Genomic DNA, 16655 nt, shown 5'->3' with positions numbered 1-16655 from the left:
GAACTCAGCAGTGAAACGATGCATCGCCGATGGTAGTGTGGGGTTTCCCCATGTGAGAGTAGGTCATCGTCAAGATTGAATTCCGAAACCCCTGTCTGCTAACGCAGACAGGGGTTTTGTCGTTTAGGGCGGCCCACCGCAGCAAATCTGCCTTACGGCTACCGCCTGTCGGTTTCCTACGTTAAAAGAAGATGCTTCTCACAAATTCCTAAGATTTGTCGAAGTTTGGCCGAAAGCCTGACGAGCCATGCGTGCACCGAAATAGAGCGACCGCAGAGTCCGCCTATCCCGATACATGGAATGTTCCACTCGGCACGCTCACCCCCCTTTGGCAAAAGAAGTCGATGAAATGAATCTCAAGTTCAGTCATAAAATTCTGTTGGCCGCGTCAGGCGTCGTGGTTTTAGCCTTCGCGTTATTTACCCTCTACAACGACTACCTGCAGCGCAGCACCATCAGGCAAAACCTGTCGTCGTCCATCCAGCAGTCCGGCGAGCTCACCGCCAGCAGTGTGCAGAACTGGCTCAGTGGCCGCATTCTGGTCCTCGAGAACCTGGCGCAGAACGTTGCCCACCAGGGCAGCGCCGCCGACCTCCGAGGTTTGGTCGATCAGCCAGCATTCACCACCAATTTCCAGTTCACCTATGTAGGTCAAACCAATGGGGTATTCACCCAGCGCCCTGACGCGAAGATGCCTGACGACTACGACCCCCGTCAGCGCCCTTGGTACAAGCAAGCAGTAGTGGCGGACAAAACCATGCTTACTCCGCCTTATATGGCGGCTGTGGGCGGTCAGATCGTGACAATTGCCATGCCGGTGAAAAAGAATGGCGAGTTGTTGGGTGTTGTCGGTGGTGACCTGAGCCTGCAGACACTGGTGAAGATCATCAACTCGGTAGACTTCGGTGGTATCGGCCATGCGTTCCTGGTCAGCGGTGATGGCCAGGTCATCGTCAGTCCGGACCAGGACCAAGTGATGAAGAATCTCAAGGACATCTATCCCGGCACCAACGTGCGCATTGAGAAGCTCAATCAGGACGTTGTCCTCAACGGTCAGGATCGCATCCTTTCCTTCACGCCTATCAGCGGCTTGCCTGGCGCTGACTGGTACATCGGCCTTTCGATCGACAAAGAAAAAGCCTATGCCCCGCTGGGCAAATTCCGTACTTCGGCCTTGATTGCGATGTTGATTGCCGTTGTGGCTATTGCGGTGCTCCTGAGCCTGTTGATTCAAGTACTGTTGCGCCCGTTGACCACCATGGGCGTGGCCATGCAGGACATTGCCCAAGGCGAAGGTGATTTGACCCGACGTCTCGACGTGACCAGCAAAGACGAGTTCGGCGAAGTCGGCAGCGCATTCAACCAGTTCGTCGAGCGAATTCACGCGTCGATTTCCGAAGTGTCTTCGGCAACGCGCCAGGTGCACGATTTGTCCCAGCGTGTGATGGCTTCATCCAATGCGTCGATCATCGGTTCTGACGAACAGAGCGCGCGTACCAACAGCGTGGCCGCAGCCATCAACGAGCTAGGGGCCGCCACCCAGGAAATCGCGCGCAACGCTGCTGACGCGTCCCAGCATGCCAGTGGTGCCAGCGAACAAGCTGACGATGGTCGTAAAGTGGTGGAGCAAACCATTCAGGCGATGTCGGAGCTTTCGCAAAAGATCAGCCTGTCCTGCACTCAGATCGAAACCCTTAATGCCAGTACCGATAACATCGGACACATCCTGGATGTGATCAAAGGCATTTCCCAGCAAACCAACTTGCTCGCCCTAAACGCGGCGATCGAAGCGGCCCGTGCTGGCGAAGCAGGGCGTGGTTTTGCCGTCGTGGCGGATGAAGTGCGCAATTTGGCGCACCGTACCCAGGAGTCGGCAGAAGAAATCCACAAGATGATCACTTCGCTGCAAGTGGGTTCGCGCGAAGCCGTGACCACCATGAACGCCAGCCAGGCTTCCAGCGAAGAAAGCGTCGAAGTCGCCAACCAGGCAGGTGAGCGTCTGGTCAGCGTGACGCAACGTATCGTTGAGATCGATGGCATGAACCAATCCGTCGCGGCCGCCACTGAAGAGCAGACCGCCGTGGTTGAAACCCTCAACGTCGATATCAACCAGATCAACTTGCTGAACCAGCAGGGTGTGGCCAACCTCAACGAGACGCTCAAGGACTGCGATGCGCTGTCCCAGCAGGCCAGCCGACTGAAGCAATTGGTCGATAGCTTCAAGATCTGATCCTGACCGCATCGGAGCGAGGCCTCTCGCTCCGATCGCTTGGTCTCACGTCCAGGGTGCTATTCAGAGGAAACTGATAGCGCTCAGATAGTCGCAGCCTTTGCGTAACAGCGCCTGGCTCTTGGGTGGATAGCACATGCCCATTTTTTCCACGCCCCACCGGGCATTGTCGTAACGGATCATCGATGTGTCACCGATGTCCTCGCCCAGTCCGTCCAGGTAAAAGCCCAGCACTCCGAACAACGCGTTATTGCGGCTCACTTTGCGCAGCGCCCGTTGCCAGTGTTCAATGCTTACTCGGTCAAAAGCGTGCCCAGCCTCGCTGAAAGCGTCGAGATACTGGTCCCAACTCAAGGGCAGTGGGTTGTGCAGGTTGAACACGTTTCGCCCAGGGTCAAAGCGCACGCTGTGGTAGGCGATGAAACGCGCCAGGAAGTCCACCGGCATCAGATCGAAATTGACGTCCAGTCGCGGGACCATCCCTAATTGCAGAGACCCCTTGAGCATCAACATCAAGCGGTTTTTCTGTGGCTGGCAAACGCCGTTCTGGCTGTTGAAGCTGATATTTCCCGGCCGATGAATATTGACCCAGGCCCCTTGCTCGACTGCCCGTCCTAATAGCCGCTCGGCTACCCACTTGGAGAGGTTGTAGCCATTTTTCACATAGAGCGGCAGTGCGCGTCGGGCAGGCGCTTCAAGCACGGACCCGTCGACGTCCACGCTGCTGCAGGCTGACAGCGTCGAGATGAAATTGAGGACCTTCTTGCAATGGGTCTCGCAAAGGCGCAGGCATTCCAGCACCGGCTCGACGTTGTCCTTGGCGAGTGAGGCGTAATCCATCACATGATTGACCTGCGCGGCGTTATGCACCACCACGCCGTAATGACGGGCGAGGTGCTCGTACACGTCGTCGGCCAAGCCCAGGCGAGGTTTACGAATATCGGCGGCGTATACCTGTACTCGGCTCAGGTCCAGATGTTCCAAGCGGTATTCACGCAATGCCTGGGCGAACCTTGTCGCTGCCGAATGGCCGGGCAACTCGCGCACCAGGCACGCCACGTCCTGCGCCCCGCCAGTCAGCAGTGCCTGGACAATATGAACCCCGACAAAGCTGTTCGCGCCGGTGACGATGGCTTTGCGCGAGTCTCCCGCAAGGGTCTCGGGCAGCACCTCGACCTCCAGTGCTCGCGTCGCATCTTGTTCCATCTGGTTGGATGGTGTATCCGGCAGTGCACTGCCATCCATGAGTGCGGCCAATGTGCGGATGGTCGGCGTCTCAAAAAAGGGGCTCAGGCAGAAGCTGCGGCCAAACTGCTCGCGCAGGCGTAGCAACAGGGTCGACAACAGAATGGAGTGGCCACCGAGGTTGAAAAAACTCTCATCAATCGAGAGTTCGCCTGCGGGTAATCCCAGCAGCTCACCCCACACGTCAGCCAGTTGTGCCTGCAAAGGGTCTTGTATGCGACAGCGATCCATCCCGATGGGTATGGGTATTGGCATGGCCAGCAAGGCCTTGCGATCGATCTTGCCGTTATTCGAACGGGGCATGCATGCCAGTTCGCTCCAAGCGCTGGGCTGCATATGCACGGGCAACCATTGCCGAGCATGTTCCTTCAGGCTTGCCAGCGTAGCGCCAGATTCCGGCTGGGCGGCAAAGCCGATGACTCTGTGTGCCGTATCGATCACCACTGCCACTTGGCGAAACAAGCGACTATCGCGCAAGCACTGTTCAATATCCTGAGGCTGAACTCGAAACCCGCGGATCTTGACTTGCTCATCCCTGCGGCCGCCCAGTTCGATGCCTTCTTGCGTCCATTTTGCCAAGTCGCCGCTGCGATAAGCCTGTAGCACTTGGCCATTTGGCAGTGTCAGCGTCACGAACGGATTGTCGGCCCGCGAGAGTGTATTCGAATAACCCAGGCTTACTCCGGGACCGACAATGTACAAGTCGCCCATTACCTGTTCATCCACGGGCTGCAGGTTCTCGTCGAGAATCAGCACCTGGCTGTTAGCGATGGGGAGGCCGATATTGCGATGGCTGTCACCTCGTTGGAATACCCGATGGGTCGCCAACACAGTGGCCTCGGTCGGCCCATAGAGGTTATGCAACTGGCATTGACCGGCCAGTTGTTCGATCACGCAGGGCTCGCAGAAATCACCTCCGGTCAGTAAATGAGTCATGCCCAATGGCTGATCCAGCGGCAGGATGCTGAGCAGTGCCGGTGGCACAAACCCATGAGTGACGCGTTGCTTGCGAATCAGCTCTACCAGTTGCTGAGGGTCGTGACGTTGGTCTGGGCTGGGCACAATCAACTCGGCGCCGGCGATCAATGCAGGGAAAATATCGATCAGTGAAGAATCGAAGCCCAGTGGCGAGAATTGCAGGACGCGACTGTGTTGATCCAACGCCACGCAACTGACGAGCCAGGCCGTGAAATGCGCCAGGTTGTATTGGCTCAGCAGTACCCCCTTGGGCTGGCCCGTCGTACCCGAGGTGAACAGTGCCACGCACGGCTCGTCGGCACGGGGGTGACGGTGCATCAGCGGTTGCGTCATGTCGGCGCTGTGCGCGGCCACCTGGCTCACATCAAGTGAAACGAAACGCTCTCGCAATGGGTGCTGGCCATTCTCCAGCAGCACACAGGCCTTGAGGCTGGTCAGCATGCAGTGCTGGCGTTGCTCCGGGTGGTCAGGCACCAGCGGCAAATACACGGCGCCACAGCCAAGCACCGCGAGAATACTGGCGTACAACTCGGCAGATTTCTCCAGGCATACGCCGACCACTTGTGGAGCCTCGGCATCCTCCAGCAAGGGAAGCAGGCGTTGTTGAATAGCCATGGCTTGTTGCTGGAGCTGCCGATAAGTCAGCGCATGACCGGCGATGTTCAGCACTGTTCGATGCGCGAAGGTATTGAGGCTGGCCTGCAGCCGTTCGATCATGGGCGTTCGGGCCGCGTGCAGTAAGGCAGGGGCCGCCGTGTGGTTGAACCGGTGCATGAAAGCCAAGGCATCCAGCTCTTGCAGGCCCTGTTCAGGCCAGGCGTTAGCAGCGGCCGTTGCCGAGAAATAAGCGGGGTCTCTTGAAAAACCGCAGACCAACAAAGCAGCCCACTCCACCACTGCATTCGTTGCCTGCTGACGCAACCGCTGCCCATTGCCGCTGGGCTCCCGGGCAACGTCGTGCACCGTCAGCAGGCGCCGCTCCCGGTCGTAGCAGCGTAACTGTAATGAGGGCAGCCCGTGTTCGCAGAGCGGGCCGATACCCACGCGCAAGCTTAACCATGGCGCACTGGCGGGCGAGGGCGGCAGCGGCTGACTCCCGTCTTCAATAACCAGATCCACAGACCCCGTTCCTGCCACATGCCCATATTGCTCCAGCTCCTGCCTGAGCGCCGCCAGAGCGTTACCGGTACCACGCCACTCGATCTGCAAGCGCCTCATGCCAACCTCCTCGATACGGGCAGGTAGTCGCGCAGGGCTCGTGCCACGCTGGGGGTTTGCAGTACGCCGCTGTGGTGCAGGAGGCCCATGATATTGGCCAGCAGCGGATGTTGATGGGTGATGGGAAAGTCCAGCGCCTGGATTTCGTCGCGCAGTGCCCGGCGCGTATCGGCACTGATAGCCAAGTGTTCGATCAGTTGCAGATCGAAGTCTTTCTGTAGGTCGTTGGTCAGGTAGTGCGTCAGGAACACGGGCAGGGCTTGAGCAATGTGGTCGCGATCTTCAGAGCTTGCCGATTGCCAGTAGAGGCGCACCAACTGTGTCCAGAACCGCGCATGCCGCCCTTCATCAAACAGATGATCGGCCATCAGGCCGCGGACAGAGGATTTGACGCTGCCATCTTTGGAAAACGCTGCGACGTCATGGGTGATGGTGTTCTCAGCGATGGCGACGCCGATCAACTCTACGGCATCGTGCAAGTATGCCGGTACCTGTGCCTGGGCTGCCGGCAGCGCGCGGCCCAATTCAATTTGCCCGGGTAGATCGAGCGGTTGGATTCCGGTCATCTGCACGGCTTGCTGCAGGAAATCCAGCGCGACCAGCGCGTGATAATCCTCGTCGACAACGACCGTCATCGCATCGTAGCGGCAGGCGAGCGGGAAGGGCAGGGAGAAGCGATTTTTAGCGATGCTGCGCGCGGTTTTGTCGACGATCTCGGTTTCGAAAATCACCACGTCATTGATGAATTTATAGAAGCTTTGCACCAGCACGAAGTCGCACCATTGCGGGCAGTGCTTGAGAAAGGTGGCACTCAACACCAGAGGCTGACGGCACAGGGGGAAGATGAGTTTGTCGTCGTCTTCCAACATCCGCCGGGGGCGTGTGCGGATGGTTGCGCGACGCTCCCAGTCGTCGGCAAAGGATTGGTAATGAGCGGCGTTCACGGACGTACCTCTTGCATCGAGGCCAGTACGTCGTCCCAGAGGGTAATACGACTCTGCACGGCGCCCAGGGCGGCGTTATCGGCCTGTTGCTGACGGCTGGGGTCTGCGTCGACCAGGCGCTGTAGCAACCGTTGCGCCGCGGGCTCGTGATCATCGCTGTCTATTTCGATATGGCGGCTGAGGTAGTGACATAGCGTAGGGGCCTGCCGACCTATGAAAGCATGGCTATGCAAAAGCCTTTCGAACATTGACGGAATCACACACTCTCGGCCATGCAGGAACGCCGCCGCCACACAGTGGGTCGGAGCGCTCAGGGCAATTTGTAAGGTGCTGTCGACGAAGCGGGCCACGCCCTGGGGCGCATCGATCATCTGCAAGGCTGCGCTTACCTCCACTCCCTGGCTTTGCAGGTCGATAAAGCGAGTGATTGCGACCGTGCTGGCGCCCACTTCCGTCATTGCGTCCAAGTACAGCTCGAAGTGGCTGCAATAGCCCCGCGTCGGGTGCTCGTCCGACTCTTCCGCCAGCACGATTTCATTAATCAGGCGGGCAGCGTGCGGGTCAGTGGAGGGGAGCCAGGGCAACTGCATGCAAGTGAGGTCCTTTTGCAGGCGTTTGGTCAGGCTCATGAAATCCCAGACAGCAAATACATGGTGTTTCATGAAGTGTTGTAACTTGCCGAGGCTGGTTATTTCTATAAATAACGGATGATCAAAAAGTTGTCGTTTTTTTTGCGCGAGTGAATGTGGGTACATGGTTGACGCCTATGAGTTGTTGCGAGTGCTCTAAAAGCAGTGTTGAAATATTATAGTTGTGAGTGCGAGAGTAACTTGAGCGCGCCCACGCGCACGGCGAGGCCCTTGCACTAGGCAGACGCAGTGGATGGAAAGGTGTGTCTTGCTGGGAAAAGATAATAAGCTGATTGAATGTTTGAACCGGTATACAAATGTATTAGATGTTTTTCCCGATATTTATGTGTGTGGTGATTGCCCAGCTATACGTGGGATTTTGCTGCGCGCTGAGTCGGCTTTAATTATGATTTGGTTCTTTGTTTTTTCTGATGGAGCAACAATCCCTGATAAGAAAGTTGCTACATCACCTAAGGATCAAGGGCAAAAGCGAAAAAACCTACTGAGTGGGGTTTTTTTCGGCGCTCTCAAGGCCGCTGAGGTAGGTCGCGATCACCTCCATGCCTCGCATCAAGTGGTTACGCAGCGTCAGGATGCTCTCCTCGACCTTCTTCTGCGCTACCAGGCTCAGCAGTTCGCGGTGATCCTCCTGGGAAGTCTCCCCCAGCCCCATCGCCTCAAGGTTGAAGCGCAGGAAGCGCTCCTCCTCATTCAATCCGTGCTCGACCAAAGTGAGCAGCCGCTGGTTGGGCGCCTTGCCGTACAACACCATGTGAAACAGGCGATTGAGCCGACCAATCTCGGTGTAGTCTTTCTCGCTTTCCAGTGCGTTGATACAGGCCTCGGCTTGAGCAAGGTCCGCGTCGGTGAGCAACGGAATCGACAGGCGCAGGGCCTCGGACTCCAGCAACATGCGCAGGGCATAGGTCTCGGCCGAATTGTCCTCGATCAAGGGAGCAACGACGGCACCCTTGTGAGTCACCACATGCAACAAGGATTGCGCCTCCAGCTGGCGCAACGCTTCGCGTACCGGCATGCGACTGACGCCGAACAGGCTGGCCAGTTCTTGCTGGCGCATGGCGGTGCCACAGGGCAATCGCCCATCAAGGATGGCATTACGCAACGTTTCTTCGATAACGGAGCGCGCAAGATGGGCGGGAATAGGCCCGCTGATTTTGATGCTGCTTAATGGGTTCGGCTTCTGCGTCACGGTTGCGCTATCCTCCTTTCTTGAATAATAGTCTGGCTAATTGGATCCAAAGAACACTAAAGATGGGCCAGGTGCTTGTCAAATAGCCAAAGTTTCCGTTTGTAAGTGCTTACACAGCATACTTTGTGTCTCTCACAAGGGCGGTTATAAAAACGCCGCCTCCTGCGATGATTGCACTGTGCCATTGTTTTTTGTAGGGCCAGGCTTCACCATCCCTGGAAATTCCGTCTCTTTCACGGACTGAACATTTTGGCGGTAAGTTTTAATCCCTATCGACTGCTTTGCTGGCTTTTATCAGCAACTTTACTGGCCGGCCTGATGCTCGGCGGGCTGCGTGCCGATTGGGATTTCTCGCAAATCAGCCGCAAGGCTACCGCCGTCTACGGGCCTTTGGGTCAAGGCCAGCAGCGTATCGACGCCTGGCAGCGGTTATTGGTGAGCGAAAAACAGGTCAGCGAGCAGGAGCAGCTCAAGGTCGTCAATTTGTTCTTCAACAAGCAAATGACCTACGTGGAAGACATCGATCTCTGGCACGTTGTGGATTACTGGGAGACGCCCGTCGAGGCACTCTGGAAAGGTGCTGGTGACTGTGAAGACTACGCCATCGCAAAATATTTCAGTTTGCGTCACCTGGGCGTGTCCAGCGACAAGTTGCGCATTACCTACGTCAAGGCCCTGCGGCAGAATCGGGCGCACATGGTCCTGACTTATTATTCGAGCCCCGACGCCGTCCCACTGGTGCTCGACAGCCTGATGGATGAGATCCTGCCGGCTACCCGTCGCACCGACCTGGTCCCGGTGTACTCATTCAACGCCGAGGGGTTGTACTTGCCTGGTGCCAAAGGCAACAAAAAAGTCGGTGATACCAAACGCTTGTCGCGCTGGCAGGATGTGTTGAGAAAAATGCGTGCGGAAGGCTTCCCAGCCGAGCCTGCCAACTAGGAGTAACTGATCGGATGTCTCTGTTCAAACAGCTATTGATCGCAATCTGTCTGTTCCTGGTGGTCGCCTTCAGCGGCAGCTTCATGGTCAGCCTGGAAAGCTCGCGCACCCAATACGTCAACCAATTGCGCTCCCACGCCCAGGATGCCGCGACGGCATTGGCGCTGTCGCTCACCCCGAATATCGATGACCCAGCCATGGTGGAGCTGTTGGTCAGCTCGATCTTCGACAGCGGTTACTATGCCAGCATCCGCGTCGTGGACCTGGCCACCGACAAAACCATCGTCGAGCGTAGCGGTATTCCCGACAACAACGGCGTGCCCAACTGGTTCGTCAAGCTGATCGGACTGGAGCCGGCGGGCGGTGATGCCCTGGTCAGCCGTGGCTGGGAACAGGCCGCACGGGTAGAAGTGGTCAGCCATCCGATGTTCGCCCTGGCCAAGCTCTGGCAAAGCGCCCTGGGTAGCCTGGGCTGGTTGCTCTTGTGCGGTGCGGTCAGCGTGGTGCTCGGTGGGCTGCTGCTGCGCCGGCAATTGAAGCCGTTGGACTATATGGTCAAACAGTCCCACGCCATTGCCCGCCGTGAGTTCCTCAGCCTGCCTGACTTGCCCCGCACGCCTGAACTGCGGCGGGTGGTGCAGGCCATGAACCAGATGGTGGAAAAGCTCAAGGCGCTGTTCCAGGAGCAGGCCGAGCGTAGCGAAAAACTGCGCACCGAATCCTATCAGGACAACCTCACCGGCCTCGCCAACCGCCGTTATTTCGAGATGCAGCTCAACGCCCGCGTCAGTAACCCGGAAGAGACCAACTCCGGCTACCTTCTGCTGCTGCGGGTCAAGGACCTGGCCGGCCTCAACCAGCGCCTGGGTGGCCAGCGCACCGACCAGTTACTGCAAGCGGTTGGCGAACAACTACTGCGCCAGTGCGCGCCGTACCCGGAAACCCATAACCTCGTCACCCGTATTCGTGGCGGTGAGTTCGCCGTGCTGGCGCCGGGGTTGATGCGTGAAGAAGCGATGCAGCTGGCGCAAAACCTGGAAAGCACCTTGCTCAGCCTGCAAGCGACCGGCGCCAGTGACGTTACGCCGGTCGCCTATATCGGCCTGGCGCCGTTCAGCCATGGCGACGCGCCCCAAGCCCTGCTGACCCTGGCCGATCAGGCCCTGGCCCAGGCCCAAGCGCAGGGCGACACCAGTTGGGTGTGCCTGGACCGCAGCGCCGCCGCCAGCGTGGGAGACGATCACCATGCCTGGCACACCTTGTTGGACCAGGCCCTGACCCAGCAGCGCTTCCAGCTGTACTTCCAGCCGGTTGTCGCCAGCCAGGACCCGCAATTGGTCTTGCATTACAAAGTACTGTCGCGCTTGCAGGACGAAGACGGCCACACCATACCGGCCGGGCGCTTCCTGCCGTGGCTTGAGCGCTTTGGTTGGTCAGCCCGCCTGGACCGCCTGATGCTGGAGCAGGTGCTCAAGCAGATGGCCAGCCACACCGAGAACCTGGCGCTGAATCTTTCGGCCGCGACCTTGCAAGATACCCAGGCCCTGAACCGCGTTTATGACCTGCTACGCCAGCACAGCAACCTGGGCCCGCGCCTCACCCTGGAGATTGGTGAGGAGCAACTGCCTGAGCAGCCCGTGCTGGAACAGATGACCCAGCGCCTGCGCGAACTGGGCTTCTCCCTCAGCCTGCAACGTTTCGGTGGGCGGTTCAGCATGATCGGCAACCTGGCGCGCCTGGGCCTGGCGTACCTGAAGATCGACGGCAGCTACATTCGCGCCATCGACCAGGAAAGCGACAAGCGCCTGTTTATCGAGGCCATCCAGCGAGCGGCCCATAGCATCGACCTGCCGTTGATTGCCGAACGTGTAGAGACCGAGGGCGAACTGAAGGTGATTCGTGAGATGGGGATTTTCGGCGTGCAGGGCCAACTGTTTGGCGAGCCCGCGCCCTGGAAATAATTCACCTGTAGGAGCGAGCTTGCTCGCGAAGATCGCCAACAATAACGCGCAAAACCTGATGCCCCGTGGCGATTTCAGTTTTTCGCGAGCAAGCTCGCTCCTACAGGGGTAGGAGCGGTTGGATTAAATCAATCCTTTCTCGTCATCATCGATCAACTGGCTCAACCCACCCAACGCTTCCCTCGCCTGGTTACGGTCCATCAACTTGGCCTGGGCTGCCGGCGGCAGGTCGGTCACGCTGATCACCCCCTTGCGGGTCAGCACCTGGATCAAGTCATCCAGCACCCGGATCATCTCAAAGTCGCTCTGCTTGAGCTGGGCCAGGCTGGTTTCCACCACTTCGTTGGCGTACCAGGCCTGTATCTCATGGTGATCGGCCGGCAGGGTTTCAGTGGATTCGGTAAAGGCAGCGGCCTCTACGCGAACCAGCGCGCCCTGTGCATCACGTTGCACGTAAAACATAACAACCCCTCGAAAATGCGCCACAGGCGTTCAACAGCATAGGTCAACGCTGCGTGTATGGGCGTGAGTATGCGATGCGCCGTCCGCCAGGGCCAGCGACCCGTAGGCCAAAAAATCGGCCGCCTGGAAGGGCGGCCGATCAATCGCGTCTTAGGTGTGATCGATCTTGATGGTCGGGTCGGCACCACTGATCAGCGAGTTGATGCTGGTGTGGGACCAATCGTTGCCTTCCAGTTTGATCGTCACATCAGCATTGGCCAGGCCACCGGCGGCGTTGAGCTTGCCTTCACTGCTCACTTGCAGGGTCGACACACCTTCTACCGTGGTGATCTTGAGGTAATTGTCGATGGTGCTGTCGGTTTCACCTTTCAACAAATCGCGCAGGTCAATGCGGTCGCCTTCGGACGCCTTGAAGTCCTTGATCACATCGTTGCCGATGTCGCCCGCCTTCCACACGAAGGTGTCGGCCCCCGAGCCACCGATCAGGATGTCGTTGCCCTGGCCGCCAATCAACGTGTCGTTACCCGTGCCACCCAGCAGGATGTCATTGCCTTTGCCGCCGTCCAGAAGGTCGTTGCCGCCCTGGCCGAACAGGATGTCATCGCCAGCCCCGCCCAACAGTGTATCGCCGGCATCTTTGGCGCCGGAGACGTCGAAGTCCACATAGTGCTCGGTGACGTACTGGTGAACGTTAGAGGCAGTCACTGCCGAGACAGCCACGCCGGTCTTCTGTGCGACAAAGGCCTGCAGCGCGTTGTAACCCTCGCCATTGATCCCGCTGAAGCTCACCAGGTCGCCGAAGAGGATGTCGTTGCCGTCGCCACCGCTGACGGTGTCCGCGCCCGGCAACGTCGCCTCTGTGTGGCCGAGGATAGCGTTGGCCAGGTCCTTCGGATCGATGTTGGCCTGTGGCTTGCCATCGCTGTCGTACGGTGCCAACTGATTCAGGCTGACCCCACTGTTGAGGCCGATGGCTTCTACGCCACCTGTGGACAGACCTTTAAGCAGTGCGAACGCGCTGTTGGAGTTGAGGGTGGTGGAGTAGTCGGTATCGTAGCCGAGGCCGCCTTGCACCGATATTTCATAGGTGCCATCCCCTTGGGCGTGGATGATTCCCTTGTTGTACCCCCAGCCGTAAGACCAGAGGGTTACCTTGCCGGCAGAGTTGATATCAAGGTAGTTATTCGAATCGATGTTGATCCGGGTGGCGGTACCTATGGTGTAGTTGTTCATGGTGACGACATCATCGAGCCTGACGTTGCCGTACAAGTATGGGTTGGTCTGCTCGGACGCTTGGTAAAACGTCGGCTGACCATCGGTGATGAAGTACGTTGTATTGATAGCGCCAGTGTTGCCAGTCGCCTGGGCACTCTTGAAGAAGTTGGCCGCGGCCTTGAACACGTCTTCGTAGTTGGTCCCGCCGGTAGACACCATGGAATCCAGGACTTTCTGCAGCGAGTCCAATGCACCTGGGTCTTTCAGGTTGACTGTCACCGTGCGATTGACCTGGTCGCTGAAATCCGCCAGGAAGATATTCACAGTGCCAGAAGTGCTGGCGCCGATACTGTTTTTCAGCGAGTTGAACGTGGTGGTCAGCGAGGTTTTTGCCGCTGCTATCGAGTCCGCACCCATACTGCCCGATGTATCGATCATGAACGCGATGTTGTAGTTCTTGCCCTGCACCACGTTCAAGCCGGCGACGTCGGCCACGACAATGTCGTTGCCATCGCTGCCATTGATGGTGTCGCTGCCCGAGGTGCCGGTGACCGAATTGTAGGTCGCTGGGTGCACCGTGACGGGCAATTGCGCGGTGGTGGTCGCTGAACCGCCGATGCTCTCGGTGGACGTCGAAGTGACCGTCAGGTTGAACTGACCGCTGTAGTAGGTCGGCGGCTTGATGGTCAGGGTGTTCAGGTCCCAGCCCGTGACATTCACTTCGCCCACGGTTTTACCCGCAGTAAAGGTGTGCCCCGACGCGTCAGTGAGCACCGAGCCTGCCGGAATGCCGCTGATCTTCACGCTCAGGGTTTCGGAGCCGTCGGTGTCGGTCAGCGCGGTGGTGACCTTGGACAATTTGACCGTGCCGTTTTCCTGGCCTTCGTTGAGCTTGTAGCCCACGTAGTAACCGTCACCGTTGCTGCCATGCAGGTCGGATACGGTGACGCCGGCGTTGGTCAGGTCGGTAAGGCCGGTGTACAGCGGCACGGTGCTGGTGCTCAGGTTCTGCACCGCCCCGCCGTTGACCGACAGGTTGACGTCAAAGCTGCCAGGCCCCGCTTGGTTGGCCTGGTAGATCTCAAGGCTGTAGTAACCAGTGGTCGTTGGCGTGAACGAGCCGCTGAACTTGCCGCTGTTGGTACCCCACAAACCGCTCGCAACGTCTTTACCGCCAACGTTGACCACCACGCTGTCATCCGCGATACCGCTGAAGGTGTAGCTCTTGCCCGCTTCCATGTAGATCAGGCCGGAGATCTTGGAACCAGAGCCAGCGGCCACGTTGTCGACGGACTCGACGTTGGTCACCACAGAGGTGCTGTTGGGTGTGCCCGCGTTATCGATGGCTTTTTTCAGCACGTCCGGTGCAGCACCGTTGCCGTTGTTGCCGAGGCCGGCGATGCTGTTCCAGCCCTGTTTGACCAGGCCGGTCGAGGCAACGTTGTTGTCGGCCACGCTCAGGGTCGGTGCGTCGGCCACTGGGGTGATATCGACTTTCACCGTAGCGCTGGTGCCCAGGTCCTTGCCATCGGTTGGCTGGAACTTGAACTGCGCGTAATCCGCCTGCTTGTTACCCACGCCAGTGCCGCCGTAACCGTCGGCGCCGGACTCGTTGGCGTTCGGCATAAAGCGCAGTTGGCCGCCATCGATCTGGGCCTTGGTAAAGGTCTGGCCGCTGGTCACGTTGGTCCAGGTGCTGCCGTCCGCCGCAAGGTATTGCAGCTTGCCGGCTACTGGCAGGTCGGTGATTTTCACCCCGAGGCTGGCTTGTGGCGAGTCCACATCGCTCACGCCGAAGTTGGCCCAGGTCAGGGCCAGCGCCGTGTCTTCCGTACCGGTCACAGCACCGCCAGTGGCCACTGGTGCATCGTTGACCGCTACCACGTTGACGGTGGTGGTGGCCACGTTGGAGTAGTTGCCGCCATCGGTCACCGTCACGGTGATGGTGCGCGGTGTGGTGCTCGGGTCGTGGCTGTTGTTGGTGAACGTGATGTTCTGGATACGTTGCATGTAGTCAGCCAGCGTTGCGCTGCCGGACAACGTCAGGGTAATAGTGCCCGTCTGGTTGTTGGTGCTGACGCTGATGCCATTCACGCTATTGCCCAGGTTCAGGGCATCACCGGCCTGTGCGTTGGTCAGCGTGACCGTCGCGCCCGTCAGCAGTGTGCTGTCTGGGTCAGTGATCTTGATATCCGTATCGGCGATCGACACGCCCGGCCCGGCGGTACCCTCGGTAAATGTCGTCTTGTAATCGGCACCCGTGGCGCCGCTGGAGTTGTTGGCATCCAGGTCGATCACCGGCGGCGCATCGTTGTCGAGGATGTTGGTGGTGACGGTGCCTTTGTCGATCACCAGGTTCTCGAAGTTGCCTCCGGTGACCTTGTCGATGGTGATAACGATCTGTTCCGTAGGCTCGGTGATCTTGTCGTCGAGCGTGCGGATATCAAACGGCACGCTGCTGGAGCCTGCCGGGATCTTCACGGTGTACACGCCGGTGAAGTCCGAACCGTCAGTGGCGGTGCCGCTGTATTTGAGCGTCACGGTTACGTCGGTTTGCGGCGGGTTGGTCAAGGTCAGGGTGTAGTGGGCTGTGCCACCTTCAGTGACCGAGCCATCGCCCGTTATGCTGATTTTGGTATCCGTCACTACATCCGTGACCTTGGTGACCGCGGGGCTGGCGTCAACAATCAGATGCTCGTACTTGTCGCCACCGCTGACCACGCCGGTGATCTTGGCGCTGACATCATTGGCGCCGACATAGGCATCGTTCGGTGCGGTAGCTGTCGTGAAGCTGGTGGACTTGCCACTGCCGATGGTGATGGTCGAGCCGTTATCCAGCCTTACCACCAAGTCGGAGCCCACGTTGTTCACGGCCGCGCCGTTCTTGTCGACCAGGGACGCGGTGTAGACGATCTGCCCGCCTTCGCTGACCGAACCGGTGGCCTTGAGTACCACGGTCACGTCGTCGATGGTGTCGTTGATGGTGGTCGTGGCGCCCGCAGGTGTGATGGTCACCCCCTCGAAATTGCCGCCGGTGGTGCCGGTGATCTTGACGGTCTGGGTGCTCTTGTCGATGAACACGTCATCGGTAGGCGCCGGGACGGTCACCGTGCCCATGGTCTCACCTTGCTTGATGGTGATGCTCGAACCGTTGTCGAGCTGGACCAGCATGTCGCTGCCGGCCTTGTTGCTCAAGGTGGCGGTGTAGGTGATCTGGCCGCCTTCGTTGACCGCGGTCGGGGCAGTCAAGGTGACGGTGGTCAGGTCGGTGGAGCCTGGTGTGTCGGTGACGGTGGTGTTCACCGCCGTCGTGCCCGGCACGAGGTTCTCGAAATGCTCGCCACCGGTCACGCCTTTGATGGCGGTGGTGACGGTTTGGTCGCCTTTGTAGACGTCGTTTGGCGCTACGGTGGTGATGGAACCGCTCGACTGATTCACACCGATGGTGATGGTTTTGCCGTTATCCAGGGTCACGGTCAGCGGATTGGTGATGTTGGTCACCGGTGCGCCATTTTTATCCACAAGGCTGGCCGTGTAGACGATGTTGCCGCCTTCACCCACGGTAGTGGTGGCGGTCAGAACTACATCCACCTTGTCGATGGTGTCGTTGATCGTGGTGGT

Annotated in this window: 8 protein-coding genes, 1 rRNA gene and 1 pseudogene; 4 read left to right on the top strand and 6 right to left on the bottom strand. The window is 58.7% G+C overall.

Features of this window, described 5'->3' with window-relative positions:
- Nucleotides 1-75, top strand: a 5S ribosomal RNA gene (rrf, locus tag AC1RAC_RS27950); the annotation flags it as partial.
- Nucleotides 76-349: 274 nt separating this feature from the next.
- Nucleotides 350-2230, top strand: a complete 1881-nt coding sequence (locus tag AC1RAC_RS27945; RefSeq protein WP_492617166.1) for a methyl-accepting chemotaxis protein — start codon at nucleotides 350-352, stop codon at nucleotides 2228-2230.
- Between the two features lie 63 nt (nucleotides 2231-2293).
- Here AC1RAC_RS27945 and AC1RAC_RS27940 read toward each other — a convergent pair whose 3' ends face one another.
- The 4 genes from AC1RAC_RS27940 to AC1RAC_RS27925 form a co-directional block, all read right to left on the bottom strand.
- Nucleotides 2294-5671: an amino acid adenylation domain-containing protein gene (locus tag AC1RAC_RS27940; RefSeq protein ID WP_492617165.1), complete on the bottom strand. Its 3378-nt coding sequence runs from the start codon at nucleotides 5669-5671 to the stop codon at nucleotides 2294-2296.
- A complete protein-coding gene (locus AC1RAC_RS27935; RefSeq protein ID WP_492617164.1) occupies nucleotides 5668-6615 on the bottom strand; it encodes a diiron oxygenase in 948 nt (315 codons plus the stop codon). Before AC1RAC_RS27935 ends, AC1RAC_RS27940 begins: the two co-directional genes overlap by 4 nt.
- Entirely contained in the window at nucleotides 6612-7370 is a 759-nt protein-coding gene (locus AC1RAC_RS27930; protein ID WP_054922566.1) for a DUF3050 domain-containing protein, read from the bottom strand. The genes AC1RAC_RS27935 and AC1RAC_RS27930 overlap by 4 nt, the downstream gene beginning before the upstream one ends.
- A 373-nt stretch (nucleotides 7371-7743) precedes the next feature.
- Nucleotides 7744-8454: a GntR family transcriptional regulator gene (locus AC1RAC_RS27925; RefSeq protein ID WP_034125400.1), complete on the bottom strand. Its 711-nt coding sequence runs from the start codon at nucleotides 8452-8454 to the stop codon at nucleotides 7744-7746.
- 318 nt (nucleotides 8455-8772) lie between these two features.
- Here AC1RAC_RS27925 and lapG point away from each other — a divergent pair, with 318 nt between their 5' ends.
- Both lapG and lapD read left to right on the top strand, forming a co-directional pair.
- Nucleotides 8773-9396 carry a cysteine protease LapG gene (lapG, locus tag AC1RAC_RS27920; protein ID WP_371264164.1) on the top strand — a complete coding sequence of 208 codons (624 nt, stop codon included), beginning with the start codon at nucleotides 8773-8775 and terminating at the stop codon, nucleotides 9394-9396.
- 14 nt (nucleotides 9397-9410) lie between these two features.
- Nucleotides 9411-11357 (top strand): cyclic di-GMP receptor LapD, encoded by a 1947-nt coding sequence (lapD, locus tag AC1RAC_RS27915; RefSeq protein WP_054922570.1) that lies wholly within the window; start codon nucleotides 9411-9413, stop codon nucleotides 11355-11357.
- A gap of 123 nt (nucleotides 11358-11480) precedes the next feature.
- Here the strand turns inward: lapD and AC1RAC_RS27910 are convergent, their stop codons facing one another.
- Together AC1RAC_RS27910 and AC1RAC_RS27905 are read right to left on the bottom strand one after the other, a co-directional pair.
- Nucleotides 11481-11819 (bottom strand): hypothetical protein, encoded by a 339-nt coding sequence (locus AC1RAC_RS27910; protein ID WP_054896857.1) that lies wholly within the window; start codon nucleotides 11817-11819, stop codon nucleotides 11481-11483.
- 150 nt (nucleotides 11820-11969) lie between these two features.
- Nucleotides 11970-16655 (bottom strand): annotated as a pseudogene (locus tag AC1RAC_RS27905) (LapA family giant adhesin); the annotation flags it as partial.

This window comes from Pseudomonas sp. GW823-FHT02F05 (genome assembly GCF_058797315.1).
This window is presented reverse-complemented; position numbering and strand designations above follow the sequence as displayed.

Bases quoted from the DNA above. Each gene is read 5' to 3' on its own strand.
- AC1RAC_RS27945 (WP_492617166.1), top strand. From the start codon at position 350: ATGAATCTCAAGTTCAGTCATAAAATTCTGTTGGCCGCGTCAGGCGTC.
- AC1RAC_RS27940 (WP_492617165.1), bottom strand. From the start codon at position 5,671: ATGAGGCGCTTGCAGATCGAGTGGCGTGGTACCGGTAACGCTCTGGCG.
- AC1RAC_RS27930 (WP_054922566.1), bottom strand. From the start codon at position 7,370: ATGTACCCACATTCACTCGCGCAAAAAAAACGACAACTTTTTGATCAT.
- lapG (WP_371264164.1), top strand. From the start codon at position 8,773: ATGCTCGGCGGGCTGCGTGCCGATTGGGATTTCTCGCAAATCAGCCGC.
- lapD (WP_054922570.1), top strand. From the start codon at position 9,411: ATGTCTCTGTTCAAACAGCTATTGATCGCAATCTGTCTGTTCCTGGTG.
- AC1RAC_RS27910 (WP_054896857.1), bottom strand. From the start codon at position 11,819: ATGTTTTACGTGCAACGTGATGCACAGGGCGCGCTGGTTCGCGTAGAG.